The organism is Actinocorallia aurantiaca (assembly GCF_039533685.1).
Lineage (GTDB): Bacteria > Actinomycetota > Actinomycetes > Streptosporangiales > Streptosporangiaceae > Actinocorallia > Actinocorallia aurantiaca.
This window is the reverse complement of the sequence record NZ_BAAATZ010000002.1, coordinates 273,845-299,193: the sequence shown is the minus strand read 5'-3', so window position 1 is coordinate 299,193 and position 25,349 is coordinate 273,845. Positions and strand designations below refer to the sequence as shown.

The window sequence follows — 25,349 nt, the reverse complement described above, 5'->3', positions numbered from 1 at the left end:
CCGCTTACGGGAAAGCCCGCGGCACGGCCGTCGTGGAGGTCACCGGTCGCAGGCGTGGCCCTTCCCGGGGTCGGGGGAACCGGCCAGAACCGCGGCGAGCAGGTCGCGCAGGCGCTCCTTGTCCGGGCCGATCGGCTCGAAGAGGGCCCGGGCCTGGGCGCGGCTGCGGGCGAGGAGCTCCTCGCGTCTGCGTTCGCCCTCCTCGGTGAGGACCACGTGCTTGACGCGGCGGTCCGCGGGGGCGGGGCGGCGGATGACCAGGCCCCGGCGTTCCAGGCCGTCGACGATGCCCGTCACGTTGGAGGGCTCGCACGACAGCCACTCGGCCAGGTCGCGCATCGGGGCGGGGGCCGACAGGTTGGTCAGCACGAGGGCCTGTGCGGGAGGGAGTCCCAGCTCCGCCGCCGCCGTGTTGAACCCGCCGCGCAGCCGTCCCGCCGCGAGGAAGACCAGGTCGGTCAGCTCGTCCATGGTCGGGTCGGCCTGCGTGCTCATTCCGCCAGCATAGACGGCACTTCACCAGCTCGACTGTTCAGGTCCTGAAGTAATGCCCTATGATCCCGAGTAGTTCAGGAACTGAAATATCCATGAGCTTAAGGAGTCGGTATGACGGACACCCCCCGAACGGCCGGATCGCGGAGACGGGACCGCGCCCTCGCGGTGGCGGGAGCGGTCGCGGCGGCCGTCGTGGTCTGGGCGGTGGGCGATCCCCTGCTCGGCAACGACCTGATCGTCGAACAGCCTGACCGGGAACCGATGGACCTCGGATTCGCCGCCTTCGCGATCTTCTCCCTGGTCTCCTCGCTCCTGGGATGGGCGCTGCTCGCCGTCCTGGAGAAGACGACCTCCCGCGCCGCTCTCATCTGGACGGTCGTCGCCCTGATCGTCCTGGTCCTGTCGTTCCTCCCGCTGACCGGCGTGGAGGCGACCGGCGGATCCAAGGCCGTGCTCGCGGTCGCGCACCTCGCGGTCGGCGGCGTCCTCATCCCTGCCTTCTGGCGGACCCGGAAGGAGAACCGGTGACGGCGGAGGAGATCGTCGACAACGCCACGGGCTGGGTCGCCAAGCACATCCGTCAGTACGTCGAGACCGACGGGAAGAAGGGGCACCTCTACCAGGGGCTGCCCACGCTGCTGCTCACCACGCGCGGGCGGAAATCGGGGCTGCTGCGCCGTACGGCGCTCATCTACGGCCGGGACGGGGACCGCCACCTGCTGGTGGCGTCGAACGGCGGGGCGGACGAGCACCCCTCCTGGTATCTCAACCTGGCCGCGGACCCGGACGTCGCGGTGCAGGTCGGAGCAGAGAAGTTCGCCGCGCGGGCACGTACCGCGTCAGCGGAGGAGAAGCCGGCGCTCTGGGCGCTGATGGCCTCGGTCTTTCCCACGTACGAGGGCTACCAGGCCAAGACCGAACGGGAGATCCCGCTGGTGATCCTGGAACGGGTCTGAGCCGCCACCGGGCCTTCGCGCCCGGTGGCAGGCGACGACACTGCTCGTCGAAGAGGCTCAGATGGTGACGAGCGCCTCGTTGACGTCCTCCTCGGCCACCTGGAGGCGGACGTTGGAGACGACCGCGTGCAGCCCCCGCAGGGCGGCGCCGCCGTGGTTGCCCCAGTGGTTGAGGTAGCTGTACTGCCACCACCACAGGGCCTCCATCGGGCGGTCGGCCTGGTAGTGGCGCAGGCCGTGGACGAGGTCGGACGCGATGTCCACCAGGTCGTCGGACAGGCGGTAGGACGTGAGCTCGGGGTCCTTGTACGGGTCGAAGACCTCGGTGTACTCGTCCACGACGGCCAGGCGCTCGGCCAGGCCCTGGCGGACGGCGTCCAGATCGGGGTCCTCGCTCATCTCGGGCTCCCAGTTGTCGGGGAGCACGACGTCGGGGCTGGCGCCGAGCTGCGCGCCGGCCAGCATGATCTGCGAGACCTCGAGCAGGAGCAGGGAGACCGTCTGCTGGCCTCCCTCCCCCCGGGCGCAGCGTTCCAGGCCCGCGAGGTAGTTCTCCACGTGCACGACCACCCGCCCCGCGAGGTCGGTCCAGTCCTTGGGGGTGTTCTCACTAGACATCGAGCAGTCTCCGTCCTTCGAAAGCGCGTCCCAGCGTGACTTCGTCGGCGTACTCCAGGTCCCCGCCCACCGGCAGGCCGCTGGCGAGCCGGGTCACCTTCAGGTTCATCGGTTTCACCAAGCGGGCCAGGTACGTCGCCGTAGCCTCGCCCTCCAGGTTCGGGTCGGTGGCGAGGATCAGCTCGGTCACCTCCCCGTCCGCGAGCCGTTGCATGAGCTCACGGATCCGGAGGTCTTCCGGACCTACCCCCTCAATCGGGCTGATCGCTCCGCCCAGGACGTGATAAGTGCCACGGAACTCCCGGGTTTTCTCGACCGCGATGACGTCCTTGGACTCCTCGACCACGCAGATGACCGCCCGGTCCCGCCGTACGTCACGGCAGATCCGGCATTCGGTGTCCTCGGCGACGTTCCCGCAGATCCGGCAGAACCTGACCTTGTCCTTCACCTCGCGCAGCGCGTCGGCCAGCCGGAGCACATCGGCGGGGTCGGCGTTGAGCAGGTGGAAGGCGATGCGCTGGGCGCCCTTGGGCCCGACGCCCGGGAGCCTTCCCAGCTCGTCGATCAGGTTCTGGACCACGCCTTCGTACATACTTAAAACCCCGGCAATCCCGGCATCCCGGGCATCTGAGTGAGTGGACCCATCTTTTCCTGCTGCAGCTCCGCGGCCGTGTTCGTCGCCTCGCGGATCGCGGCGACCACGAGATCGGCCACGGTCTCGGCGGTCTCCGCCGGATCACCGGCGTCGATCAGCCTCGGGTCGATGACGATCTCCACGACCTCGCCCTGCCCGTTGACCCTCGCCTTCACCAGGCCGTTGCCCGCACTGCCCTCGACCTCCGCCCGCGCCAGCTCCTCCTGGGCGGCGAACAGCTGTTCCTGCATCTTCTGCGCCTGCTGAAGCAGCGCCTGGAAATCGAGCTGGCCACCGGGTTCCACAGTCATCCCCTCCCCTGACTCGGACTTACGAGACTACGGCGTCGGCCCGCAAAGCGATACGACCCGGGGACCCTCAGGAGTTGTCGATCTCCCTGATGACCTGGCCGCCCAGCTCCCGCTGGATCAGAGCCATCCCGCTGACCGCCTCGCTCGCCGGCGGGGCGCCGACCTCTTCATCATCGCCCTCGTCCATCGGGGCCTCGGGCGGCGGGGGTAGCGGCTCGGACGGCTGCGGCACGGAAGGCTGCGGAGCCGACGGCCGGACGGGCGCCGCCGCCGCGGCCGGGGCGGGAGCCGGGGCCGGACGGCGCTCCGGAGCCTGCCGGGGCTGCTCCCATGTCGGAGGCGGCGGAGCCGACGCCGGACGCGCCGAGGGCTGGACGGCGCCGCCGAGGACCGCGTCGATCCGCCAGTCCACGCCGAGCTGCTCCCTCAGCACCTCGGCGAGCACCCCCTCGCGGCGGCCCATCGTGAAGTTCTTGCGCTTGCCGTCGTTCGCGAACGCGATCGTCAGGAGGTTGCCGTCCACGGCCGCCGGGGTGACGCCCTCCATGATCGTCATCCACGCGACGCGGCTCTTCTGCTGTACCGCGTCGAGGATCTGCGGCCAGCGCTGCCGGACCACGTTCACGTCCACCCCGCCCGAGGAGGGCGGAGCCGCCGCGGGTGCCGCCGGAGCCGGGGACTCCACGGGAGCCCCCCAGCCGTCGTTCGCCGCCGGACGGGACGGGGCCGGCCTGGACTCCTGCCGGGCAGCCGGACGGGCCCGGGCGGGCTCCGGCGCGCGGGGCGCCGGCTCGGGCACGTGGGGCGCCGGCTCCGGGATCGCGGGCCGGGGCTCGACGGCCCTGGGCGGCGGGGACGCCTCCACGCGGGGGGCGGCCACCTGGGCCGTGGCCACCTGGGCCGTGGCCACCTGGGCCGTGGCCACCTGGGCCGGCGGGCCGCTCCGCTCCAGCCGGTCGAGGCGGGCCAGCAGCGCCGCCTCGTCGTTGTAGGCGCCGGGCAGCAGGATCCGGGCGCAGATCAGCTCCAGCAGGAGCCGCGGGGACGTCGCCCCCCGCATCTCGGTGAGCCCGGCGTGCAGCAGGTCGGCCGCCCGCGTCAGGTCGGCGGGCCCCAGCGCCGCGGCCTGCGCCGTCATGCGCTCCAGCTCGTCGGCGGGGCCGTCGATCAGCCCGCTCTTCGTCGCGTCCGGGACGTTCGCCATGATCACCAGGTCGCGGAAGCGGCCCAGCAGGTCGGCGGTGAAGCGGCGCGGGTCCTGGCCGCTCTCGACCACCTGGTCGATCGCCGCGAACACCGCCGCGCCGTTCCGCGCGGCGAACGCGTCGACGACCACGTCGAGCAGCGCCGCGTCGGTGTAGCCCAGCAGGGAGACGGCCCGCGTGTAGGTGATACCGGCCTCGTCGGACCCGGCGAGCAGCTGGTCCAGGATCGACAGCGAGTCGCGCGCCGACCCGGCGCCCGCCCGGACGACCAGCGGCAGCGCCGTCTCCTCGTACGGGACCTTCTCCGCCTGGAGGATCTCCTCCAGCAGTTCCTGCAGAGTCTTGGGCGGGATCAGCCGGAACGGGTAGTGGTGGGTGCGCGACCTGATCGTCCCGATGACCTTTTCCGGCTCGGTCGTCGCGAACACGAACTTCAGGTGCGGCGGGGGCTCCTCGACGAGCTTCAGCAGGGCGTTGAAGCCCTCCCGGGTGACCATGTGGGCCTCGTCGATGATGTACACCTTGAACCGGGACGAGACCGGCGCGAAGAAGGCCCTTTCCCGCAGGTCGCGGGCATCGTCCACACCACCGTGGGAGGCGGCGTCGATCTCGATCACGTCCAGGTGGCCGGCTCCGCCGGGCCCGAGCGCCACGCACGACTCGCACACCCCGCACGGGTCGGGGGTGGGTCCCTCCACGCAGTTCAGCGACCGGGCGAGGATCCGCGCACTGGACGTCTTCCCGCATCCGCGCGGCCCGCTGAAGAGGTAGGCGTGGTTGATCCGGCCGTTGCGCAGAGCCTGCTGCAACGGCTCCGCGACGTGTTCCTGGCCCTTCAGCTCTCCGAAGGTGGCCGGCCGGTACTTGCGGTAGAGAGCAAGACTCATCACGGGCCCCGTCCGTACTTGAAGCAAAGGAACCCCCCGCGCACCCGCCAGAGCCTGCTTATCCTTGCTGCCTTCCGGCCCTGGGGAGGTTCACAAGATGACGCCACGCGAGGGGTCCGCCAAGAGTCTATGGCATCCGCCCCCGAGCCGCGTACAGTCCGGCCCATGTCCCAGATCTTCCATGTCGCCACCCGCTCCGCCTGGGCCGGTGTGACCGACGCCACTCCCTACACGATGTCCACTCTGGACAGGACTTTGGAGGAGGAGGGCTTCATCCACTGCTCCGCCACCGAGGACCAGCTGGACCGCGTCCTCACCCGCTACTACCAGGGCGTCCCCGACCTCCTCGTCCTGACGATCGACCCCCGCCACCTGGACATCCGCTTCGAGCCCTCCCCCGAGGACCCGGCCGACCTCTACCCCCACCTGTACGGCCCCCTCCCCAAGTCCGCCGTAATAGAGGTCCGTCCACTCCCCGACACCCGGTAAGCTGTCCGACGGAGGATTCGCCTAGTGGCCTAGGGCGCACGCTTGGAAAGCGTGTTGGGTGCAAGCCCTCACGAGTTCGAATCTCGTATCCTCCGCCAAGTGCCTCGCCGGGCACTGAAACGAAGGCCCCTCGCGGGAAACCGCTGACGGGGCCTTTGTTTGTTCTCCCCTCGGAGACCACCCGGCCGGGCGGACCGAAGGCCGGTGTCCTGTGGGCACCGGCCTTCGTCGATCTTCCAGTCTCGTTCTCAGTCTCATCCGAGGCTTCACCGGCAGGACCAGCGACCATGCGCCCGTCCGGGGTGAGGCCTGTCCGCATCGGCGCTTTCAGTCGGCGACCTGCGTGAAGTTGACGACGCGCCATTTGGTCGCGGGGTACGGGTCGACGTAGAAGTGGGAGGAGCCGCCGTCGTAGCGGTAGTAGCAGTCCCAGGCGTAGGACACACCCGATTCACTGCCCTTCTGGCAGCCCTCGATTTTCGCGTCGACGTTGACGACGCCCGCGAAGACCTTCTCGACCGTGTTGGGGCCTGCGGCCTTGAGCGCGGCCTGCTTGTCGCCCTTGTTCCAGGCGTCGATCAGGGCCTGGACGGCCGCCTGCGGGCTCTCGAAGCCACCGGCGGGCGCGGGCTGCGCGGGATCCGAGCCGGACGGCGTCGCCGGGACCGCGTCGGCATCCGTGGGGGCCGCCGGAGCCGACGGCGTCCCGCTCGTCGAGGACTTCTCGTCCGCGCCGTCGAGGAGGCCGCAGCCGCTCAGCAGGACGAGGCCGGTAGCGAGGGAAACGGCGTACAGCGAGAGACGCGGCATACGTGATGCTCCGTTCTGGTGGATCCGTCCGATCGGATGATCCCGGTCGCGCTGCTTCCCGCCAACCGGGAACAGGGCCCTTATTAGGCTTTGGGCCGCGCACTCCACCCGTCAAGCGCGAGCGGTAATTAATCCGAAGCATTGACGTAAATGCTTCCATGACCGATGATCTGGCCATGGACAGGCCCACTGACGCGTTGCACCGGTTGCGCCGGGTGCACGAGGACACGGTTCTCGCGGCCCTGCGGACGGAGGGCCCCCTGAGCCGGGGCCGGTTGACCGAGCGGACCGGCCTGTCCCGGACGACCCTGTTCGCGATCATCGCCGACCTCATCGAACGCGGTGTCGTCGCCGAGGTCCTGCCCGAGGACGATCTGCCACGGGGCCGGGGCCGCCCGGCCGGCCGGATCACGCTCGCCCCCGGCTCGGGCATGCTGATCGGGCTCGATCTGGGACGCCGCCGGATCCGACTGGCCGTCGCCAACGTCGCCCACGAAATCGTGGCCACCGCTGTCGACGATCTGCCGGCGGACGCCGACGAGGACGAGCAGCTCGACTGCGCGATCGCGCTCATCCACAAGGTGTGCGAGGAGCGGGGGATCAGCCTGCGGGCGCTGGAGGCGATCGGAGTCGGCCTGGTCGGATTCGTGGACGGGCCCGCCCGCCGGGAGCGGGCCGCGGGAAGGCTCGGGGCGGAGTTCGGCGCCCGGGTCGAGGCCGACAACAACGCGCGGCTGGCCGCGCTGGCCGAGAAGACCTGGGGGGCTGCGCGCTCGGTCGACGACGTCGTCTACGTGCGCTGGTCGGTCGGGGTCGGCGGCGGGTTCATCGCCGGGGGCCGGCTGCTGCGGGGGGCGCACGGGACGGCCGGCGAACTCGGACATGTGTCGATCGACCCAGGCGGCGAGCCCTGCCACTGCGGGAGCCGGGGCTGCCTGGAGGGCCTGATCGGTTCGCCCGCGCTGCTGACGGCCCTGGCCGCCGACGGGGTGATCCTCGACGGCCTCGACGCGTTGATCGAGGCCGCGAGAGACCGCGAACCGGCCGTCACCCGGCGGGTCTCCGAGGCCGGCGCCCTGCTGGGGAGGGCGCTCGCCGGCACGATCGTCCAGCTCGACCCGCGCCGGGTCGTGGTCGGCGGGGAGTTCGCCTCGCTCGGCGGCCTGGTGCTCGATCCGATCCGTGCCGCCGTGGCCGGGCTCGCGCTGCCGGGCACCCCTCGCTCCCTCGACCTCGTCCCCGCCGACCTGGGGGCGACCGCCTCCGCGTTGGGCGCGATCGCCCTGGTCCTCAACGAGGATCCCGCCATCCCCCGCCATCTCCGCCCCTAGTTCCGATAATTCCTACTTGCATTACATGAATAGGCACTATTAATGTCAACCCTCAGGAATATAGATCGGAGTCCTGTGCCCCCCGCGACGTTCTCTTCCTCATGACCGACCAGCAACGGTTGGAGCCCCGCATGTTCCGTTCCCGTTGGACGGCCGCCGCTGTTGCCGCCGTGGCCTCTGTCGCCTCCCTCTTCGTCACCGGCCCGGCCCGGGCCGCCGCCCCCGTCAATCTGGCCCTGGCGGGCACCGCCTCGGCCTCGAGCATCGAGCTCGACTCGGCGACGTTCGCCGCGTCGTACGCCAACGACGGCAGTACCGCGACGCGTTGGTCGTCGAAGTACGCCGACGACAATTGGGTGCAGGTCGCGCTCGCGGCCAATAGCCACGTCGACCATGTGACCCTCGTGTGGCCGAATGCCTGCGCGCGCGATTTCGCGTTGCAGACCTCGGGTGACGGGGTCACCTGGACGACCGTCAGCCGGTTGCAGCGCACCACCTGCCCGCGTACCGACACGATCGCGGTCGGCGCGACGACGCGGTATGTGCGGATGCAGGGGTATCAGCGGTGGGCGTCCTACGGATACTCGATCTCGGAGTTCCAGATCTGGGACGCTCCCGATGCGCCCGTTCTCGGTCTGCTGCCGAAGCCCGTCTCGGTGACCACGACCGGCGGTTCGCCGTACACGCTGTCGTCTTCCTCCCCGATCGTCGCGTTGGGGGCGGACGCGCAGGCTCCCGCGAACTATCTGGCCGGGGTGCTGCGGCCGTCCACCGGTTACGCTCTGCCCGTCACCACGGCGGACGGCGGGACCGCGCCGATCGTGATCCGGGTCGGCTCGGGGTACGGTCCGCCCGGGAAGCCCGAGGGTTACACGCTTTCGGCGGCGCCCGGACGGATCGAGATCGCTGCGTCTTCGGCCGGCGGGGCGCTGAACGGAGTGCAGACGCTGCGGCAGCTGTTTCCGCAGTGGGCCGAGTCGCGGACCGTCGTCGCGGCCTCCTGGACCGTGCCCGCCGTGACGATCACCGACTATCCGCGGTTCGGGTACCGGGGGATGATGATCGATGTGGCACGGAGCTTCTACCCCGTCGCCGATATCAAGAAGTTCATCGACACCGCGGCGTCATACAAGATCAACCGGCTGCATCTGCATCTCACCGACGATCAGGGCTGGAGGATCGCGATCGACGATCCGGCGGACAATCCGTCGGGGATCGATTATTCGCTGCTCACCTCGGTGAGCGGGGCGACCGCCGCGAGCTACAACGGCACGACCATGCTGGGGACCGAACTCGGGGCCACCGGGTACTACACGAAGGCGGACTACGCCGAGATCGTGCGGTATGCGGGCGTCAACGGGATGACCGTCGTTCCCGAGATCGACATGCCCGGCCATGTGAACGCCGCGCTGCACGCGATCCCGCAGCTCAACAGCGCCGGGTCCAAGCCCGCGCTCGCCTCCGGGGCGACGACGGTTCCGGCCAACGGGACCAGCTCGGTGGGGTACTCGTCGCTCGACGCGGCCAACCCCGTGACGTACGAGTTCACCCGGCGGGTGCTGACGCAGATCGCGGCGATGACGCCGGGCCCGTATCTGCACATCGGCGGGGACGAGTCGCTGGTGACGTCCTCGGCGAACTACACGACCATGATCAACGCCTTCACCGCGCAGGTCGCCGGGCTCGGGAAGACCGTCGTGGGATGGAACGAGTACTCGGGAACGGCGCTTCCCTCGAACAACTCGGTGATCCAGTACTGGAACGGGAGTACCGCCCCGGTGGCTTCGGCCGTCACCACGCGGGGAGCCAAGGTGATCCTCTCTCCGGCGCCCTACACCTACATCCCGCAGCGGCAGGATTCACGGCAGCCGCAGGGCGGCACCTGGGCCTGCGGCGGGCCGTGCACGCTGGCCGGCTACTACTCGCTCGATCCGGGGACGTTCATCTCCGGCATCGCGGAGTCGAGTGTGCTCGGAGTGGAGACCGCGCAGTGGGGCGAGTGGCTGCGGGGAGTGCGGCAGGTCGAGTACTTCGCCTACCCGCGGTTGATCGCCAACGCCGAGGCGGGATGGTCGCCGCAGTCCGTCCGGAACTTCACCGACTTCACGGCGCGACTGGCCGTGGCGGGCGGGCGGATGACCGTGCGGGGGGTCAACTTCTTCCCCAGCGCGGACGTCCCCTGGCGGGCCGTCGCGGTCGGGAACTCCCGGTCCGTCCCGGTCGGCGGGACCGGGGCCACCTGGACGGTCACGGTTCCCGGCGCCGCCGTCTCGGACCTGACGGCGGCCATCGCCTGGTCGGACGGCACCCGCGAAACCGTCACCCCGACGACGACCCGGACGGCGAGCATCCCGAACATGTGGCTCAACGCGGCGTTCACGGTCACTTCCGCACGGACGTTCACCCAGGCGGGCACCTACACGGGAACACTGCTGGTGGGCCGGACCGGCGAGGTTCCGACAGAGGCGCCGATCAAGATCACCGTCCCGTAACCGCCACAGGCCGAGACCATCGAGGGCGAAGGCATCCCGGCACCCGTGCCCCCGCCCACGATGGTCTCGGCCACGCCGCGCTCCTCACGGTTGCCCTGGCCCGCACCTCCTGCAACAGCTCCCCAGGCCAGGCGACCAGGCCTTCGCGTCAGGCTTCGCGTGACCTCGTGTCCCCGAAGTAGGGACCGAAGACGCTGCCTCGGGCGTCCACCGGGGCGTGGAAGACGTTCGCGATGTTCGGGTGGCCCGCCGGGGCGGGGGATGGTCCGGCCGTTCGGGGAGCAGGGGCGGACAGGTCGAGAGAATGAGCGTCGTGGCCGGGGAGGTAGAGGTAGGCGGGACGGTCGTACTCCTTGACAGTCACACGGACCTCTCGGAAGTCGGAGGGGGACAGGGAGGTGTACTCGTTGCGGACGACGTCCTGGAACACCCGCTCTGACAGGAGGACGACCAGGTCGGCTTCCGAGGCAGTGAGGGCGTTACGCAGGACGGAGCTGTCGCACAGGCGGCTCACCTCCACGACGCCCGCGCCGTCGTGGCTCTGCGCGCCGCGGACGGCCGTGCCATGGTGGACGGCCAGACGCAGCCGGAGCCGGCGGCCGTCGCGGTTGGCGCGGCGGAGTGCCCCGGCCAGGCACATGACGTAGTCGTCCACGACACGGGGTTCCGGCTCGTCCGGCGGCAGGACGGCCAGCTCCCCGTCGCCCGCCACCTGGCGTTCCCAGCGGTCGCGGCGCAGACCCGCACGGGCGGCGGCATCATCAAGGACCGCCAGGAGCGCACGTTGGATACCGCCCTGCCGCCGGTCGGTACTCGGGCCGTAGCCCTGGGCGTCGACGGAGGTCAGCAGGCGCCTCGCGAAATGGTCGCCTTCGGACATGGGCACTCCCCTCAGACCTCGCCCCGCTTGCGCCGGGCCGTCTCATCGATACGGCGGTTGAGCTCGTCGTCCTGCTGGACGCGTTCGAGTACGGCGACGTCACGACGGCGCTGCTCGCGGGTGCGCTCGTGCCGGTCGAACTCGTCGAGGTCGGCGTGCATGGGCTTGAGGTGGCGGCGACGGCGCAGGTCGTCGCGAACCTTGTGCAGCTCCTCGTCGGTCTCCAGGACGAGGACCAGGTTGCGGTCGTAGGCGGTGAGGCCGCCGACGCGTTTGGCGATCACCGGGAGGCAGTCGATGAGGATCAGTATCAGCCGCAGGAGGATCGACCCGATCAGCACCGTCAGGCTGCCGAAAGCCAGGGACTCCAGGCCCTTGAGCTCCTCCAGCAGGCCGATGCGGCCATTTACGTCAGGGAGCTTGTCCTTGATCGCTTTGTTGACCTCACCAGCGTAGGCGGCGTCGGCCGTCGTCTTCTTGGCGACGAGTTCGTTGAGGTCGTCTTGGAGATCGGAGATCTCCTGCTGGCGTTGCCCGATCTTGAGCGTGCGCTCCAAGTTGGCCGCGTTCTTGTATTTCCGCCTGCACTCGGGCCCGTAGCCGTCCACGCCGGTCGTCTCCCCGGTCTTGACGCCTTTGCACTCGCTGTTGGCGAGCTTCTGGCTCGTGCCGAGGCGATCCATGTCGTCTTCCAGTTCGCTCCGCTTGTCGACGAGCCGGGCCTGCAGCGTCGTGATGTTCTCGGAGATCGCGACGGGATCGGTGCCCACCGACACCAGCATCCCGCCCGCTCGGCAGCGGGCCAGGGCGGCCTCGTCCAGCCGGACCTTGGGGATGGGATTGCACGCGTTCAGCGCGGTCTCCTTGTCCGCGCGCTCGTCCTGCCGGTCCTCCATGACCTGCCGGTGGATGGCCGGCTCGAAGACCTTCAGCAGCAGCGGCTCCGCGATCACCGCGCCGAGCAGGACCGACATCGCCAGACGCACCAGGAACACGCGCTTGCTGCCCGCCGTGCCGTGCATGCCGGTGATCAGCCAGCTGTCGATGCTGAAGATCAGCCAACCCCAGAAGGCCGCCGGTGGGATCAGCAGCGGCCAGGGCGCGTCCAGGAACTTGGTCAGCGCGAGGAGCATCGACGCGCCCGCCAGCGCGCTGATCGTGAGGACGAGAGCGCCGATCTTGGTGTAGTAGGGCCGGAGCGTCGGCGTGTGGTCCAGGACGGACTCGTCCACCCCGATCCGGGCCCGCAGCCAGCGCCCGGCACCCGAGGACGGCTCGGCGGGCCACTCGGCGGACGGGCGGGACGGCGGGATCAGGTCGGGCGTCGTCGCGAGGGGGGAGGTGGTGGTCATCAGGCGTCGTCCTCCGAGAAGGACGTCTGACCGCTGTCTTCGGGCTCGTCCTCGGCCTCGTCCTCGGGCTTACCCTTGGGGACGCCCTCGGCCGCACCGATCTCGGCCTGCTTCGCCTGCCCGTTCAGCCGGTCCATGAAGGCGTCGATCTCCTCGATGCTGATCTCGTCGAGGTGCCCGTGCTTGGCCAGTTCCTTCATCAGGTCGAGCCGCGCGGAGAAGGCCGTGATCCGGTCCTCACGCGTCCAGACGTCCTGGCGGTCGGCGGAGGCCCGCATGAATTCCTGCCGCTGGTGTTCCAGCGCGTGCTGGCGGTCCTCCAGCTCACGGCGCCGCGCCTCGATCTCGCGTTCTTGCTCCATCCGCCCGGCGACCATCTCGGCCGCGGTCATCTCGCCCTTCTGGATCGCCCAGTGCGCCAGGCCGACCGCGTCGGCGCCGACCGCCTCGTGGATCATCTCGGCCTGCCCGACGGTGAACGCGTTCTCGCTCATGGCGAGCTCCTGTCGGCTCCGCTGCTGGGCCACGGCGAAGGTGTGCTGCTGTTCGGCCAGCAGCAGCTCGAACCGCTTGCGGGTCAGCTCCAGCTCCTCGGCGTGACGTTGCTTCATCAGCTCCAGATCACTGGAGAGGGTCGCCTGCGTGGTGGCGGTGAGGTGGCCCTGCTGCTTGTCGAACCGGGTCCGGTGGTGGTGGACCAGCTCGTCGGGCGTGAGCACTTCGATGCTCGTGAGCAGCACCCGCATACCCGGGGTCTCGGGCCGCACGTGCTCGTAGTAGGACTCCAGCTGGCTCTGGACCATCAGCCGCACCTCGTTGACCTGCGAGATGCCGTAGGCCAGACCGAGCTGGAACAGCCGGTGGTACTGGCGCAGATACCCCAGTAGGACGACGTGCGCCTCGGCCTGCCCCAGCCGGACGACCTGTTCGGGGTCGGTCACGGTGCACAGGAACGTCGCCTGGACGGTGAATTTGTTGGCGTCGGCCGACGGAATGACCACCTCGACCTCGACGCTGCGGTTCTGGCTGAGGTCCACGACGGTCACCTCGGTCGCCTCCACGACCGTCTCGTCGTCGTGGGCCAGCCTTCCCTTGTCGACGATGTGGCGGCCGCCGACGAGGTAGACCCGCGCCTGGTTGGCGCGTGGCGGCGGCAGCTCGTCCCAGCCGCGGCGGCGCGTGCCCAGGCCGAACACGCCGGATTTGCCGACCGGCGCGAGCGCCCGTATCTCGACGATGGGATAGGGCTGGTTCATGGGTATTCCTCTCTTCTTTTGCGGTGCGCCCCTTCCATGGCCTTGATGAGAATCTCGGCAAGTTTGGGGGAACGGCCGCGGCCCGCGGCGTTGCGGACCCGTTTGGCGAAGTCTGCGGCGACCTGGGTCTTCTCTTTCTCGGACAGGGCCTCACCCAGCGCGTCGCCGAGTGCGCGGGCCAGCTCCTGGGCGTCCGGCGTCATCGGCTCGAGTGCGCGCAGCCCGGCGTGCAGTTCGTTGAGCGCCTCGTGCCGGAGCGGCCAGTGGCGCAGGAGCGCCGCCCACATCACGGCGACGGCCGGGATCTCCGCGGGCCGGTCGCGGAGGTACTCCATGATCGCCGGACGTCCGGTGCGCGGGTTGCGGGCCGTCACGACCGACCGGGCCGCCACCAGGGAGGCCCGGTAGAGCGCACCGCGCCGTCGTCGCTCGGGAGCCTCGGCGAGCTGCCCGCTCAGGTGGTTCACCACCTGACGTCCGCCGCCCTCCTGGTCGACGAGCCGGGCGAACAGCCACCCGAACGCCGCCGCCGCGACCTCGCTGAGGTTGTTCTCCTGCTTGACGAGCTGCCAGAGCCGTTTGGGCGCCTCGGACGGGTAGCGCACGCCCAGGTCCGCGGTGAAAGCGATGATCGCGGTGAGCCTGGCTTCGCTCGATCCCTGCGCAGCCCAGCGGTTCACCGTGCGCAGCGCGATCGGCGAGAGGTTCTCGTCCAGGCACATGAAGGACAGGGTCCAGGCGGCGGCGTAACGGCCGGCCACGCCGGCCTTGGCGTCGGCCCACGGCCGCAGGTAGGACGCCTCGATCTCCTCGAACGCCGAGTGCGACAGGAGGGCGAGGCCCGAGGCGACGGTCGGTTGGAGGCCGCGGTCGGCGACGGTCACGTGCAACCAGTCGCGGACGGCGTCCCAGAACTCGATCGGGTAGGCGTCGAACAGCCGCTCCAAGACGTGCCGCCGGTAGCCGGGTTCCTTGAAGACCAGGAGCCGTCGCGGCACGCCGTCGATCTCGACCTGCTTCCGGCCGATCAGCGGGTGCTTGAGCAGGCGGTCCGCGCGCGGCGGCACGAAGGGGGCCTCGGGTCCTGGCTGGGCGGGATCGACGGGCGGCGGCTCGGGGCGGGCGGGCAACAGGGCGTCCAGGCCCGCCCGGCAGGTCTCGAAGTCGCGGATGTTGACGTCGGTGACGAACGCCAGCGTGGTGATGTCGAGGACCTGATCACGTGTCAGGTCGCGCGAGAACCACTCCTCGACGTCCTCGTGCTCGGCCTGGCGCAACACCTCGGCCACCGCGTCCGGCACCGAGGCGCCCCGCGCCACCCGCCGGGCCACCTCCACCAGGTCGCCCATGCGGTACTCCTCCGGCAGCAGCGAGCCGATCTGCGCGATGATCTCCTCGGTCGCGGCCTCGCCGAGCCTCGCGCGCAGCACCTCGGCCTGGTCCGGGCACTCCCAGGCGATGTGCTGGACGGCCTCGGGCGCGTACCCGTCCCACTCGCGTGTGGTGACGACGAGGTACGCCCCGGCCTTGCAGACCCGGGTGCGCACGACGTTCCACCGGTGGTCGATCTCACGATCCCGATCCACCCGGAACCGGTTGAAGACCACATAGCCGTGGCCCTTGCGGAAGTCACGCTTGTCGGCCAACTCCTCCAGGGTGACCGAGGGCGCCAGGGAGACGATGGGCGCGTCCGCGGGCAGGACCTGCCGCAGCAGGACGATCGCGCCGGTCCGCTTGCCGAGCCCGAGCGCCCCGTACAGGACGACGGCCTGCCGCTTGACGAGCGCCGCGCGGGCGGCGGCGTAGGGGGCGGGCCGGACATAGCTGCGGATGGTGGTGGAGATGAGCTCGGCGTCCAGCGGGCCGGTCGCGGCGGAGGCCTCGGACTGGTTCGACATGCCGAACGCCGACCCGGGCGCGTAGACCCGCTCGTGGAACTCGTTGAGGATGTAGGTGACCGACTTGCCCTCGGTGACGTCCTCGTCCGATTTTGAGGAATCCCCCTCGGTCCCGTGTGCCGCGGCATCCGGCTCGTCCTTCTTGCCCTCGGCGCCGCCCGGGACAACGTCCTCGCTCACTTCCGGCCCTCCCCGTAGTAGTGGGCGACGCCGAAGACGGCGTACCGGGCGTCGACCCGCTCGTGGAAATCGGCGCGGATCGTGGTGGGCCGATCCGCCGATCGGGGTTCCTTCTCCCGCCCCTCGTCTGCCCGCCCCTCGTCTGCCCGCCCCTCGCCCGCCGGCTCCTCGGGGGAGGTGGGCGGGTCGGCGGCGGGGTCGTCCAGTCCGGGATCACCGCTGATCATCCGTTGGTAGAGCGCGGACAGGTCGCGGCCCACGTCGATGCCGGCCTGCTCGACCAGGAAGTCACGGACGGCGCCGAAGACCTGGACCGCCTCGGTCTGGCGGCCCGACCGGTAGAGGGAGATCATCAGCAGGCCCGCCAGGGTCTCGTCGCCGGGATCGGCGCGGTGGGCGGCGAACAGGTGGGGGACGCGGGCGCGGTGCCGGCCCAGGCGCAACGCGGTGCGCTCCAGCTCCACGCGGGCGGCGCGGAGCTCCTCGGCCAGGCCCTGCCGCTGGGCGTCGATCCGCAGCCCGCCGAGATCGGCCAGCGGCTCCCCGGACGCGATGCGCAGCGCCTCCTCCAGCAGGGCGGCGGCGTGCTCGGCGTCGGTCTCGTCGCAGTCAGCGGCCTGCTCCACCAGGGCGCGGAACCGGCGGACGTCGACCGAACCAGGCGGAACCGACAGCCGGTACCGTCCGTCGCGGTTCTCCAGCGCGTTCTCCAGACCCGCCTCGGCCAACAGCTTCTTCAGCTTCCCGATCAGCCGGTACAGATCCTGGAGCGAACCCGCGCCCGGGTCGTCCCACAGGCACTCTTGGAGCCGGTTGCGGGTCACCCAGCCGTCGGCCAGCAGCAGGACGGTCAGGAGCAGCCGCTGCTGCGGACCGCCCGCGTCAAGCGGAACGCCGCCGCGGGTCACCCCGACCGTGTCGAAGAGCGTGAACCGCACCTCGGGCCGATGCTCGATCGTCATTCCGTTCTCCTTCGCGCGCGCCGCGTTCCCGGTCGTGGTCCCGGTCCGCTTCCCCTCTGTCGGCACAGTCGCCGGGCCGAGCCTCGGTCCAGCGAGATCGAAGACTCGCTGGACTCAAGGAACGAGGAGAGACGATGAACGCGGAACCGGTCTTCCGGAAGAGCTCCTACTCGGGTTCGGTCAACAACAACTGCGTAGAGATGGCGGCCACTGAGAGCCGGGTGCTCCTGCGCGACTCCAAGCGGCCCGGCGACGGGTCGCTGCGGCTGGACCGGGGCCTGGCCCGCAAGCTGCTGAGCGGCCTGCGCGAGGACTGAGCGACGAGGGAGCGTCCCGTCCCCGGTCTGCGGGACGCTCCCTCCGGCCGTCAGCACGCCGCCGCCAGCCGGTCCAGGAGGTCGCGGGAGTCCTCCCGGCTCAGTGCGCCCGCCCGAGCGCTCTCGAACAGCGTCAGGTAGCGGGCGACGTCCTCGGGCGAGCGGGTGAAGTGCTCGCGGTCCAGCCATTCGTGCTGGGCCATCGACGCGACGGCGGCGAACTCGAAGACGTGGAAGGTGAGGTCGGTCGCGCGATGCGGCCCCGCCGCCATCGGCCGGACGTGCAGCGCGATCCCCGGGGCCGTCGCCAGCTCGGCGAGCCGCCGGTACTGGGCGCGCATGACCCCGGGCCCGCCGACCCGGCGGAGCAGGGCCGCCTCGTCCAGGACGAACACCGCCTCCAGGCCGGTGCCGCGCCTCAGCACGCGGCCTCGTTCGGCGCGCAGCGTCGCCAGCTGCTCGACGCGGTCGAGCGGCTGGTCCGAGAGGGTCGCCATCAGCTCCCAGGCGTACTCCCTGGTCTGGAGCAGGCCGGGCACCAGCCCCGCGTGGTGGCTGTACATCCGGTTCGCGCTCTCCTCGGCGATGAGGAGGGTCTCGAAGGAGTCGTCGACGAGGTCGGCGTAGCCCGCCCACCAGCCTCCGGCGGCGACCGAGACGAGCGCCTCGACGTCGTCCGCCCCGTAGAGCTCCAGCAGGGCCCGCGCGTCGACCCGGCGGATCGTCGCCAGGCCGTCCTCCATCCGTTCCAGGCGTAGTGCGGACCAGCCGACCTGGGCGGCGGCCTCGGCGGGCGCGACGCCCGCCCGCTCGCGCCGGAGCCGCAGTGCCTGGCCGAGCTCGCGGCGGCGGGCATGGGGGATGTGGGAGACCATGCGGATCCTTCGGGGAGTGGGGCGGCCCCGCCTCCGGACAGAGCCGCCCGTATTGCCTTATGCAATTTGCAGTCTGCCACTCGCGCTCCGCCCTCCGCAACGCCAAAGCCGCGGAACACGCAGGGACTTACTTATCGTTACGATCGCGACACACCCGGCTCACCGCCCGTCCGCACCGCCACAGCGGTGCCGGCAGCACGCAGCCGAGCGCCAGGACGAGGCACCAGACGGCCTGCTCCGTATGCTCACCCACGAGGCAGAGCGTGCCCGCCAGAACAAGGACGCGCTCGAGATCCTCCATGGCCTGGTGAAGGGCCTGGCGGCAAAACCGGACACGGATAGACGAGTGCCTCTTAGATGGCATGTACTCTCCATATTCTGCCTTCAACGGCCACTGGCCATGCGGTTAAATAAGAAAGTTGCAGGATGCAAGGAGCACAGATGACGACCCGAGGGCGCAGCCCGGTGATGCAGCGCCGCAGGCTGGCAGCGGAACTCCACCGCTTGCGCAGCGCGTCCGGGCGGACTCTCGACGAGGTCGCGACCCACCTGGAGTGCTCGCCTGCGAAGATCAGCAGGATCGAGAACAACCAGGTCGCCGTCCGTATCCAGGACGCCCGTGAGCTCCTCGACCTGTACCAGGTGGACGCCGACCGACGCGAGGAGCTCCTGCGCATGGTCAGAGAGGCGCGGGCCAAGGGATGGTGGTCGGGCTACGCCGACGTGCTGAGCGAGGGCGACGAGACCCTCCTCAGCCTGGAGGAGGAGGCCGTCGCGATCCGCGTCTACGACAACGGCGTCATCACCGGCCTGTTGCAGACCGAAGAGTACGCGCGCAGCTACTTCGGGACGTGGACGGACCTCCCCCTGGAGGTGGTCGACCGGCGGGTCGCACTGACGATGGAACGTCAGCGGATCCTCCACCGGCCGGAACCGCCGAGACTCACCGTCGTCCTGGACGAGGCGGTGCTGCGCCGCCCGGTCGGCTCGCCCGAGGTGATGCGCGCCCAGCTCGGTCGGCTTCTCGAGGCCGCGGCCCATCCGGCGGTCACCGTCCGGGTCCTGCCGTTCTCGGCCGGCCCGCACCAGGCGATGGGCTTCCCGTTCCGTATCTACGAGTTCTCTGGAGACGACCCGGCGGTCGTCCACACCGAACTGCTCGACCGCGGCCACCCCATCGAGGCGGCCGAGGAGGTCGGCCGCTACCACGCCGCCTTCACCCAGGCCGAGGCCAAGTCCCTCTCGCCCACCGATTCCCGCGCCCTGCTCAAGGACCTCGAAGCCATGACCTGATCCACCCTTCCCGTTCGCGTTCCGGTCCGTCTTCGACCTTCACCCCGGGCACTGGGAGAACCACTGGGAAACCGACCGGGAACCTCACATCGGCGGCCGAAACTGAGAACGGTTCGCGGGAACTCTCGCCCTCGAGGTTGGGAACGATGGCAGGAAGTAGGTGCCACCGCCTCGAAACCGCATCGCCACGTGGAACAGCGCCCACTGGCGCATGGAGAAGGGTCCCACTCCCGAACAGCGCATCCGCTCCGTTACCGCCGACGGCTTGTGCGCCTTCAGCGACCTGCGAGATCAGGGACGGGTGCCAGTGGGCGTGGGACCGGTTCGATGACCGTGGCGTTCAGGATCCGAGCGGTGGGTCCACCCGGCGCATGTGATGTCGCGTCGCCGTCCGCCCCGGCTGGTGACGCGACATCGAGGCCTATCAGGATGACGGCGCAGTCGGTCACGTTCATGGCGGCCAGCCGCCGGAGGCGGGGTGCCAGGCCTGTCTGGAAGTCGGTCCACCGCAGCGACGAAATACCGATCCGGACAATTCCGTCTTTTTCGGAGGTCGAGGCGGTGCTCAGAGCAGCAGGACGACCTCCAGCGCGACGATCGACAAGGCCGCGACACGCTTTACCCAGAACTCCCGTGTCCGGCAAATGGCTGAGCCTATCGAGACCCGGAGAAGAAGATCACGGGACGGGAGTTCGCGCCGGAACGGCTGTGGGCATCAGGAAGCGCCGATGTCGGCGTGTTCAGGCTCGGGGCTCGACGAGTTCGGCGAGCTGCCGGGTGACGGTGCCCCAGCCGTCGCGGAAGCCGAGCTTCTCGTGCTGGTCGCGGTCCGCGATGTCGCGGTGCATCGCGGTGCATCGCGGTGGCGGTGTACTCGGTTCCGTCCGGATGGTCCTGCATGGTGATGACGGCGGTCACGAACGACGCCTGAGCGGGACGCCGGCCCGCGACGAGCGCGTCAGTGGCCGATCAAGGAATCCACCCGTAGAGGAGGCCGTCGCCACGGAAATACGTGCCCGCGCACGGCTCCGGTGTCCGAAGGTCAGGGGACGGAGGCCAGAGGGCGTGGGGCCGGTTCGGCGGTCGTGGTGTTCGGGGTTCGGGTGGTGGCGGCGAGAACGAGGGGCAGGAGGACGGTGAGGCCCAGGGAGAGGACGGAGATCCCGGAGTCGTTGACCAGTGTGCCCACGACCAGGGTCGTGAGGGCGCCCAGCACTCCCGCGCGGAACAGGGGTGCTCGGGTGAGGAGGTCCTTGGCCGGGCCTCGGAGGACGAAGACGAGGAAGAGGACGGCCACGAGGGTCAGCGGGACGGCCCTGGGGTTGGTGAAGGTGTGCGCCATCACGGTGAGCTTGCGCTCGAGGAGGGGGGCGGCGTCGCCGTGCAGCAGGTCGTTGACGAACCGGCCCATGTGGGTGCGGTCGGCGGCCGGGCGGAGGCTGTCGGCGAAGGCGACGGCCAGCACGCCGATCGCGGTGACGGTCGCCATCACGGCGAGCTTGGCGGCTGAGACGCGTCGGCGCGAGGCGACGAGGAGCGTCACGGCCAAGCCGGGGATGAAGGCGATCATGCCGCCGAAGTCGCTGCCCCACAGCGGGAGCCCGTCCAGGAGCGCGGCGCACAGGCCGAGTCCGGCGATCACGCCGAGGGCCGCCCCCGGCCGTCCCCGGTCGTGCGCCCGCTGCGCGAGGACCGACGCGGCCAGCAGCGTCGAGGTCGTCAGGACGGCGAATCCGATGTTGCCCATGCCGAAGTAGCGCCAGCCGCCCAGGTGGGAGTAGCCCATCAGGCTGTTGACCTGGAGGTTCGTCCCGAGGAGCTGGTCGCAGGCGAGCACCGCGGCCGACAGCCCGGCCACGGCGAGGACGGGCGCGAGCGCCGAACGCCGCCGGGTGACCGCGAGCGCGGCCGCGGTGATCAGCGCGTCGCAGAGCAGGACCCCGGAGATCAGGGCGACGCCGGGGTCTGCGGACAGCGGCGGGGCGGCCCAGGGAAGCAGGTTGACCAGGAAGGTCGAGACGGGCAGTGCCGCGGCGGCGAGTGCGGCGGCCCTGAGCACGGGCAGCAGGCGGCCGCGCCGCCGCAGGGCGACGACGCCCAGCGCGTACAGGGCGTAGAGCGCGATGACCGTGCCCAGGTGGAAGCCTGAGGAGACGCGCTTGAGGATCTCTCCTTCGGACGCCTGGACGTTCAGCCGGCGGATCTCCTCACCGAGCCGCTTCTGCGGGCCGCCGGTGGAGCGCGCCGGCGTGCCGACGAGGGAGTCGGGGGCGGGGACCCCGGCCGCCTCCAGCACCGTGGCCGTGAGATCGGGAAGGATCATGAGGTCGGGCTGGCGGGTGGAGGCCGAGCCCAGCGAGCGGTGATCGAATCCGCCGCCGGAGGCCAGCACGGCCCGGATGCGGGGAATGCCCCAGCGGTCGGACGTTCCGGCGACCAGCACGGTCGTCCCCGCGGGGATCCGCGCGAGCAGGGAGCCGACGGTCGCGTCCACCCGGCGCATGACGTCGCGTCGCCGCTCGCCCCGGCTGGTGACGAGGTCGTCGAGGCCTATCAAGGTGACGGCGCAGTCGGTCACGTTCGCGGCGGCCGGATCGGCGGTGTAACGGTCGATCCGGCCGGAGCCGTCTGCCCCGCCGAGCGCCGCGCCGGGACCGGCGGCCGACACGCAGCCGCCCGACCGGTGGACGGCGTCCCCGAGCAGGCCGATTTTGGCGGGAAAGCCGAGGGAATCGGCATACCTGCTGATCGAGGGAACGTCCTCGACCACGGCGCCCGGCCCGTCAGGCTCGACGGTCGGCGTTCCGGCGCACAGGCCGGTCGCGGTCCGGGCGCCTGAGGAGATCGTCGCCCAGCCGTCCAAGGGGCAGGTGCTGTAGCCGACGGACTTGGCGGACAGCAACCCGATCGAGCTGCGGGCGGCCAGCCGCCGCAGATGGGGCGCCCGGCTGGCCTGGAAGTCCGTCCACCGCAGCGACGGGATGCCGATCAGGACGACCCTGTCCTTCTCGGAGGCCGAGGCGGGCGCCCAGAGCAACGGGACGACCGCCAGGGCGACGATCAGCAGGACCGCGACGCGCTTCACCCAGAACCCCCGCATACCCGGCAAATGGCTGAGCCTACCGAGATCCGGAGAAGAAGATCACGGAACGGGAGTTCCCGCCGGGGTTCACTCCCCGGCGGGCTCCTCCCGGGCCTCGATGGCCTGGGGCTCCTCCGCGGCGCCGAGGCGCTCGCCGGCGCCCTGGGCGAGGGCGAGCATCATGTCGCGGGCCTGGGCGAAGGGCATGACCTGCAGCAGTGCCTGGGCCATCTCGCCGCTCCCGCCGCTGGCGATGACCTGGGGGACGCCCATCTTGACCAGCTCGGAAAGAATGCGCTCCATCGCCACCTGCTCGGGGCCGAGCAGTTCGACGAGGCCCTGGATCTGGATGAGCTCCAGTTTGCGGCGCTCGGCCTCCACGATCAGCTTCTGCTGCTCGATCCGGGTGTACACCCCGGTGTTGACCAGCTCGGCCTCCAACGCCGCAAGCTTGGCCTCCTCCAGCTTGTACTGCTCCTTCTGGATGGCGATCGCGCGCCGGAGCTGGTTCATGTCCTCGGGTTCGCACTCGTAGCCGTCGAGCGTGGTGGCGACCGCCTCGATGCCGTGCTGGGCGAGCGCCTGCTGGACCTCCCGGAAGAGGGCGGCGCTGAGCTCGTCGTACTTCGTGATGAAGTCGAAGATCGTGTAGCTCGCCGAGATCTTCCGGAAGTAGGAGGTCACCGTCGACGACAGCTCCTTCTCCACGAACTGCTGGACCGGCGTCTTGAGCTCGTTGTTGCGGCTCGCCTCGCCGAACATGCGCACTAGGCGGGGCGCCGCCTCGGCGGGGATGCGCAGCGTCTGGTTCATGTCCAGCCGCACCCGGTAGCCCTGGACGTCCAGCTCGATCTGCTCCAGCGAGGCGTCGAGGTTGCTCGCCGACTTGTCGTCCTTGGTCCACTCCATGATCAGATTCTTGGTGGGGATCTTCACCACGGTGGCGAACCAGGGGTTGATGAAGTAGTAACCGGCCTCGGGAAGGGTCTCGGACTGCACGCCGAGCTCCCCACCGCCATTGAGGAAGACCCAGGGGTGCTGGAAGGAGTGATGGCCGGGGACGAACCGTCCAAGGTAGGAGGAGTCCCCTCGATGCGCGGTGCCGAGGCGGGTGATGACCACTCCGGTCTCACCCACGTTGATCTTGATCTCGCGGAGGTCGTCCGGCACCAGTCCGACGTCGGGGCGATCGGCCAGATCCGCGACGGTGATCACGTCGAAGACGTACGGGTTGATGTCGTAGCTGCCGCTGCCGAGCACCTGGAGCTGGCGGCCCTGCTGGCCGCCGTTCCGCAGGAAGGCGGCGCCGTCCTGGAAATGGTCGCACTCGACGAACGGGGCGACCCTCATCCCGGGCGGCGGCACCCTCCCCACCTTGGCCACGACGACGCCGATCGTGCCCGGCGGGACGTACGTCTGGGGAAAGTGCTCGATCCGGTAGAGGTAGGTGGGACGGAGATAGTAGGCGTTGGCGCTGAGCAGCTCCGCCTGCGGCCCCGGGGCGCCGTAGACCGCGACCCGGGAGAACTCCTTGGGCTGCCGCCGTCCGAAGCGGCGGTGCTGGACTCCGACGTGGCCCGCCGGAATCCTCTCGACGGAGTCGCGGAGCACGTAGACGGCGACGCCGCAGAGAGCCAGCAGGAAGAGGACGGTCAGGACGGCTGCCATGTCATGTCCAACCATGAAGTCGGGCGTGGAGGGAAACGGCTGTGGTGACCCACTCGTCGTACCAGTTGGGGTTCTTCTCCTCCTCGTCCGGCAGGCGGAGCGTCGGATAGAAGGGAAGACCGGTGTTTCCGGCGGCGACGAAATCCTTGTAGGGCGGCGCGACCCCGTCGTTCGTCCGCCATCCGAGCGCGAGGGACAGCCGGTGGAAATCACGGCGGTTGCTCACCGGGCCGTCCGCCAGGTGCTCGCGCTGGGCCGCGAAACCCCACCGGCCGCCGGAGTACTCGGCCCACAGGGCGTCCACCTCGGCGAACAGCGTGTCCGGCAGGTTCGCCGCGTCGCTGGTGCGCAGAAGCCTGTGCCGGGCCTGGCCGCCGGCCTCCAGCAGGATCCGGGTGGTGAGCGCGTCGGCTCGCATGAGCTCACCGTCGCGCAGGGCGACGCGCAGGGCGGCGAGCTGCTCGTACGTCCGCGGACTGAGGACGGGCAGCTCCCGGGTCACGTTCCGCTTGGGCGCGGTCGGCTCCGGGGCGCTCGGCCGCTGGTCCTGCCGGGGCCTTCTGGGAGGATGCGCGAGGCCGCGGAACTGGTCGAAGATGTTCGGGGCCTCCGCTTCGGGCACGTTCCGCGCGGGAGGGGCGGCGGCGACGCCGGGCACGTACAGATAGGCGTTCTGGCGGAAGCCCTTGGCGGGCAGGTCGACCAGGACCCGCGTGAACTGCCGCTCCTTGATCCCCTTGATCTCCGGCCGCACGGCCCTGTTGAAGACGTCCTCGGAGATGATCTGGACCAGGTTCGCCTCGGCGGCGCCCTGCAGCGTGTCGCGTATCGGCCGTGAGTCCAGCAGCCGGTTCAGCACGGTCAGGCCTTCTCCGGCGTAGCCGAGCCTTCCCCACGTCAGCGAGTCGAGGTGCATCGCGACCCGGAGCCGGATCTGCGTGTTCGCCTGGTGGTGCTCGTTGTGGTCGGCCAGCAGGGAGTCGAGTTCGACCACGAACCGGCGCACGATGAACGTCAGGTCGATGTCGGCGGGGAGCACGGCCACCTCTCCGTCGCCCTCCGCCCGGCACTCCCAGCCGGCGCGGTCGAGCCCGGCGGCCAGGGCCGCCTCGGTGAGCATGCGGTCGAGTTCGCGCTGGATGACCAGGTGCTGGTTGGCGTTGCGGGAGCTGAACTTCTCCACGTCGACGCCCATGACGAAACGAGTAACAAGCGACACGGCGCCGGCCCTCCGTCCGCTAGGAGGTGAAATCCGTCAGCAGACGGTTCTTTGTAGATCACTCGTGTTTGGAGGCCAGTGTAGGCGTCGGGGGCCGAAAGCATGTGGAAAGTGACACATATGGATTCTCAGAGCATCG

The 25,349-nt window shown here is 70.2% G+C and carries 22 protein-coding genes, 1 tRNA gene and 1 other RNA gene; 8 read left to right on the top strand and 16 right to left on the bottom strand.

The annotated features are described in order from the left end of the window. Positions 1-39: 39 nt before the first annotated feature. Positions 40-495, bottom strand: coding sequence for a MarR family winged helix-turn-helix transcriptional regulator (locus ABD327_RS02235; protein WP_344448371.1), 456 nt, complete (start codon positions 493-495; stop codon positions 40-42). 111 nt (positions 496-606) lie between these two features. On the opposite strand from ABD327_RS02235, the gene ABD327_RS02230 reads away from it, so the two are divergent. After that, entirely contained in the window at positions 607-1,023 is a 417-nt protein-coding gene (locus ABD327_RS02230) for a DUF6069 family protein (protein ID WP_344448370.1), read from the top strand. Then, a complete protein-coding gene (locus ABD327_RS02225) occupies positions 1,020-1,451 on the top strand; it encodes a nitroreductase family deazaflavin-dependent oxidoreductase (RefSeq protein WP_344448369.1) in 432 nt (143 codons plus the stop codon). The genes ABD327_RS02230 and ABD327_RS02225 overlap by 4 nt, the downstream gene beginning before the upstream one ends. A gap of 57 nt (positions 1,452-1,508) precedes the next feature. On the opposite strand, the gene ABD327_RS02220 is transcribed toward ABD327_RS02225, so the two are convergent. The 5 genes from ABD327_RS02220 to ffs all read right to left on the bottom strand — a co-directional run bounded on the left by ABD327_RS02220 (position 1,509) and on the right by ffs (position 5,227). After that, the gene (locus ABD327_RS02220) at positions 1,509-2,069 is read right to left on the bottom strand and encodes a DUF5063 domain-containing protein (RefSeq protein ID WP_344448368.1); all 561 of its coding nucleotides are present in this window, start codon (positions 2,067-2,069) and stop codon (positions 1,509-1,511) included. Next, positions 2,062-2,661 carry a recombination mediator RecR gene (gene recR / locus ABD327_RS02215; protein ID WP_344448367.1) on the bottom strand — a complete coding sequence of 200 codons (600 nt, stop codon included), beginning with the start codon at positions 2,659-2,661 and terminating at the stop codon, positions 2,062-2,064. The genes ABD327_RS02220 and recR overlap by 8 nt, the downstream gene beginning before the upstream one ends. Positions 2,662-2,663: 2 nt before the next feature. Then, complete coding sequence (locus tag ABD327_RS02210; RefSeq protein WP_344448366.1) at positions 2,664-3,014, bottom strand: YbaB/EbfC family nucleoid-associated protein; 351 nt, start codon at positions 3,012-3,014, stop codon at positions 2,664-2,666. A gap of 67 nt (positions 3,015-3,081) precedes the next feature. Next, positions 3,082-5,106, bottom strand: a complete 2,025-nt coding sequence (locus ABD327_RS02205) for a DNA polymerase III subunit gamma and tau (protein WP_344448365.1) — start codon at positions 5,104-5,106, stop codon at positions 3,082-3,084. A gap of 22 nt (positions 5,107-5,128) precedes the next feature. Beyond that, positions 5,129-5,227, bottom strand: an RNA gene (gene ffs / locus ABD327_RS02200) — signal recognition particle sRNA small type. A gap of 44 nt (positions 5,228-5,271) precedes the next feature. On the opposite strand from ffs, the gene ABD327_RS02195 reads away from it, so the two are divergent. Next, positions 5,272-5,595 carry a DUF952 domain-containing protein gene (locus tag ABD327_RS02195; RefSeq protein ID WP_344448364.1) on the top strand — a complete coding sequence of 108 codons (324 nt, stop codon included), beginning with the start codon at positions 5,272-5,274 and terminating at the stop codon, positions 5,593-5,595. A 10-nt stretch (positions 5,596-5,605) separates the two neighbouring features. Further along, positions 5,606-5,693, top strand: a tRNA-Ser gene (locus ABD327_RS02190). A gap of 229 nt (positions 5,694-5,922) precedes the next feature. Here the strand turns inward: ABD327_RS02190 and ABD327_RS02185 are convergent. Beyond that, the gene (locus ABD327_RS02185; RefSeq protein WP_344448363.1) at positions 5,923-6,405 is read right to left on the bottom strand and encodes a hypothetical protein; all 483 of its coding nucleotides are present in this window, start codon (positions 6,403-6,405) and stop codon (positions 5,923-5,925) included. Between the two features lie 176 nt (positions 6,406-6,581). On the opposite strand from ABD327_RS02185, the gene ABD327_RS02180 reads away from it, so the two are divergent. Then, positions 6,582-7,736 (top strand): ROK family transcriptional regulator, encoded by a 1,155-nt coding sequence (locus ABD327_RS02180; RefSeq protein WP_344448362.1) that lies wholly within the window; start codon positions 6,582-6,584, stop codon positions 7,734-7,736. Positions 7,737-7,867: 131 nt separating this feature from the next. After that, positions 7,868-10,228, top strand: coding sequence for a family 20 glycosylhydrolase (locus ABD327_RS02175; protein WP_344448361.1), 2,361 nt, complete (start codon positions 7,868-7,870; stop codon positions 10,226-10,228). Between the two features lie 148 nt (positions 10,229-10,376). Here ABD327_RS02175 and ABD327_RS02170 read toward each other — a convergent pair whose 3' ends face one another. From ABD327_RS02170 to ABD327_RS02150, 5 genes are read right to left on the bottom strand one after another with little or no spacing between them, the layout of a single operon-like run. Continuing rightward, the gene (locus ABD327_RS02170) at positions 10,377-11,108 is read right to left on the bottom strand and encodes a hypothetical protein (RefSeq protein ID WP_344448360.1); all 732 of its coding nucleotides are present in this window, start codon (positions 11,106-11,108) and stop codon (positions 10,377-10,379) included. Between the two features lie 11 nt (positions 11,109-11,119). After that, a complete protein-coding gene (locus ABD327_RS02165) occupies positions 11,120-12,460 on the bottom strand; it encodes a DUF4407 domain-containing protein (protein ID WP_344448359.1) in 1,341 nt (446 codons plus the stop codon). Next, positions 12,460-13,716, bottom strand: a complete 1,257-nt coding sequence (locus ABD327_RS02160) for a hypothetical protein (protein ID WP_344448358.1) — start codon at positions 13,714-13,716, stop codon at positions 12,460-12,462. The genes ABD327_RS02165 and ABD327_RS02160 overlap by 1 nt, the downstream gene beginning before the upstream one ends. Continuing rightward, positions 13,713-15,794 (bottom strand): hypothetical protein, encoded by a 2,082-nt coding sequence (locus tag ABD327_RS02155; RefSeq protein ID WP_344448357.1) that lies wholly within the window; start codon positions 15,792-15,794, stop codon positions 13,713-13,715. The genes ABD327_RS02160 and ABD327_RS02155 overlap by 4 nt, the downstream gene beginning before the upstream one ends. Beyond that, complete coding sequence (locus tag ABD327_RS02150; RefSeq protein WP_344448356.1) at positions 15,791-16,756, bottom strand: AfsR/SARP family transcriptional regulator; 966 nt, start codon at positions 16,754-16,756, stop codon at positions 15,791-15,793. Before ABD327_RS02150 ends, ABD327_RS02155 begins: the two co-directional genes overlap by 4 nt. Positions 16,757-16,890: 134 nt before the next feature. On the opposite strand from ABD327_RS02150, the gene ABD327_RS02145 reads away from it, so the two are divergent. Further along, positions 16,891-17,073: a DUF397 domain-containing protein gene (locus ABD327_RS02145; protein ID WP_344448355.1), complete on the top strand. Its 183-nt coding sequence runs from the start codon at positions 16,891-16,893 to the stop codon at positions 17,071-17,073. 50 nt (positions 17,074-17,123) lie between these two features. On the opposite strand, the gene ABD327_RS02140 is transcribed toward ABD327_RS02145, so the two are convergent. Further along, entirely contained in the window at positions 17,124-17,948 is an 825-nt protein-coding gene (locus ABD327_RS02140) for a DUF5753 domain-containing protein (protein WP_344448354.1), read from the bottom strand. A gap of 441 nt (positions 17,949-18,389) precedes the next feature. Between ABD327_RS02140 and ABD327_RS02135 the strand changes: the two genes are divergently transcribed. Next, on the top strand, positions 18,390-19,241 hold the full coding sequence (locus ABD327_RS02135) for a helix-turn-helix domain-containing protein (RefSeq protein WP_344448353.1): 852 nt from the start codon (positions 18,390-18,392) through the stop codon (positions 19,239-19,241). 1,042 nt (positions 19,242-20,283) lie between these two features. Here the strand turns inward: ABD327_RS02135 and ABD327_RS02130 are convergent. The 3 genes from ABD327_RS02130 to ABD327_RS02120 are packed head-to-tail and all read right to left on the bottom strand — an operon-like array spanning position 20,284 to position 25,210. Continuing rightward, on the bottom strand, positions 20,284-22,350 hold the full coding sequence (locus ABD327_RS02130; RefSeq protein ID WP_344448352.1) for a hypothetical protein: 2,067 nt from the start codon (positions 22,348-22,350) through the stop codon (positions 20,284-20,286). Between the two features lie 60 nt (positions 22,351-22,410). Further along, the gene (locus tag ABD327_RS02125) at positions 22,411-23,991 is read right to left on the bottom strand and encodes an SPFH domain-containing protein (protein WP_344448351.1); all 1,581 of its coding nucleotides are present in this window, start codon (positions 23,989-23,991) and stop codon (positions 22,411-22,413) included. 1 nt (position 23,992) lies between these two features. Further along, positions 23,993-25,210 carry a GUN4 domain-containing protein gene (locus ABD327_RS02120; RefSeq protein ID WP_344448350.1) on the bottom strand — a complete coding sequence of 406 codons (1,218 nt, stop codon included), beginning with the start codon at positions 25,208-25,210 and terminating at the stop codon, positions 23,993-23,995. Between the last annotated feature and the right edge of the window lie 139 nt (positions 25,211-25,349).

Coding starts and splice junctions, on each gene's coding strand:
- ABD327_RS02235 (WP_344448371.1), bottom strand. CDS start 495: ATGAGCACGCAGGCCGACCCGACCATGGACGAGCTGACCGACCTGGTC.
- ABD327_RS02230 (WP_344448370.1), top strand. CDS start 607: ATGACGGACACCCCCCGAACGGCCGGATCGCGGAGACGGGACCGCGCC.
- ABD327_RS02220 (WP_344448368.1), bottom strand. CDS start 2,069: ATGTCTAGTGAGAACACCCCCAAGGACTGGACCGACCTCGCGGGGCGG.
- recR (WP_344448367.1), bottom strand. CDS start 2,661: ATGTACGAAGGCGTGGTCCAGAACCTGATCGACGAGCTGGGAAGGCTC.
- ABD327_RS02210 (WP_344448366.1), bottom strand. CDS start 3,014: ATGACTGTGGAACCCGGTGGCCAGCTCGATTTCCAGGCGCTGCTTCAG.
- ABD327_RS02205 (WP_344448365.1), bottom strand. CDS start 5,106: ATGAGTCTTGCTCTCTACCGCAAGTACCGGCCGGCCACCTTCGGAGAG.
- ABD327_RS02195 (WP_344448364.1), top strand. CDS start 5,272: ATGTCCCAGATCTTCCATGTCGCCACCCGCTCCGCCTGGGCCGGTGTG.
- ABD327_RS02185 (WP_344448363.1), bottom strand. CDS start 6,405: ATGCCGCGTCTCTCGCTGTACGCCGTTTCCCTCGCTACCGGCCTCGTC.
- ABD327_RS02180 (WP_344448362.1), top strand. CDS start 6,582: ATGGACAGGCCCACTGACGCGTTGCACCGGTTGCGCCGGGTGCACGAG.
- ABD327_RS02175 (WP_344448361.1), top strand. CDS start 7,868: ATGTTCCGTTCCCGTTGGACGGCCGCCGCTGTTGCCGCCGTGGCCTCT.
- ABD327_RS02170 (WP_344448360.1), bottom strand. CDS start 11,108: ATGTCCGAAGGCGACCATTTCGCGAGGCGCCTGCTGACCTCCGTCGAC.
- ABD327_RS02165 (WP_344448359.1), bottom strand. CDS start 12,460: ATGACCACCACCTCCCCCCTCGCGACGACGCCCGACCTGATCCCGCCG.
- ABD327_RS02160 (WP_344448358.1), bottom strand. CDS start 13,716: ATGAACCAGCCCTATCCCATCGTCGAGATACGGGCGCTCGCGCCGGTC.
- ABD327_RS02150 (WP_344448356.1), bottom strand. CDS start 16,756: ATGACGATCGAGCATCGGCCCGAGGTGCGGTTCACGCTCTTCGACACG.
- ABD327_RS02145 (WP_344448355.1), top strand. CDS start 16,891: ATGAACGCGGAACCGGTCTTCCGGAAGAGCTCCTACTCGGGTTCGGTC.
- ABD327_RS02140 (WP_344448354.1), bottom strand. CDS start 17,948: ATGGTCTCCCACATCCCCCATGCCCGCCGCCGCGAGCTCGGCCAGGCA.
- ABD327_RS02135 (WP_344448353.1), top strand. CDS start 18,390: ATGACGACCCGAGGGCGCAGCCCGGTGATGCAGCGCCGCAGGCTGGCA.
- ABD327_RS02125 (WP_344448351.1), bottom strand. CDS start 23,991: ATGGCAGCCGTCCTGACCGTCCTCTTCCTGCTGGCTCTCTGCGGCGTC.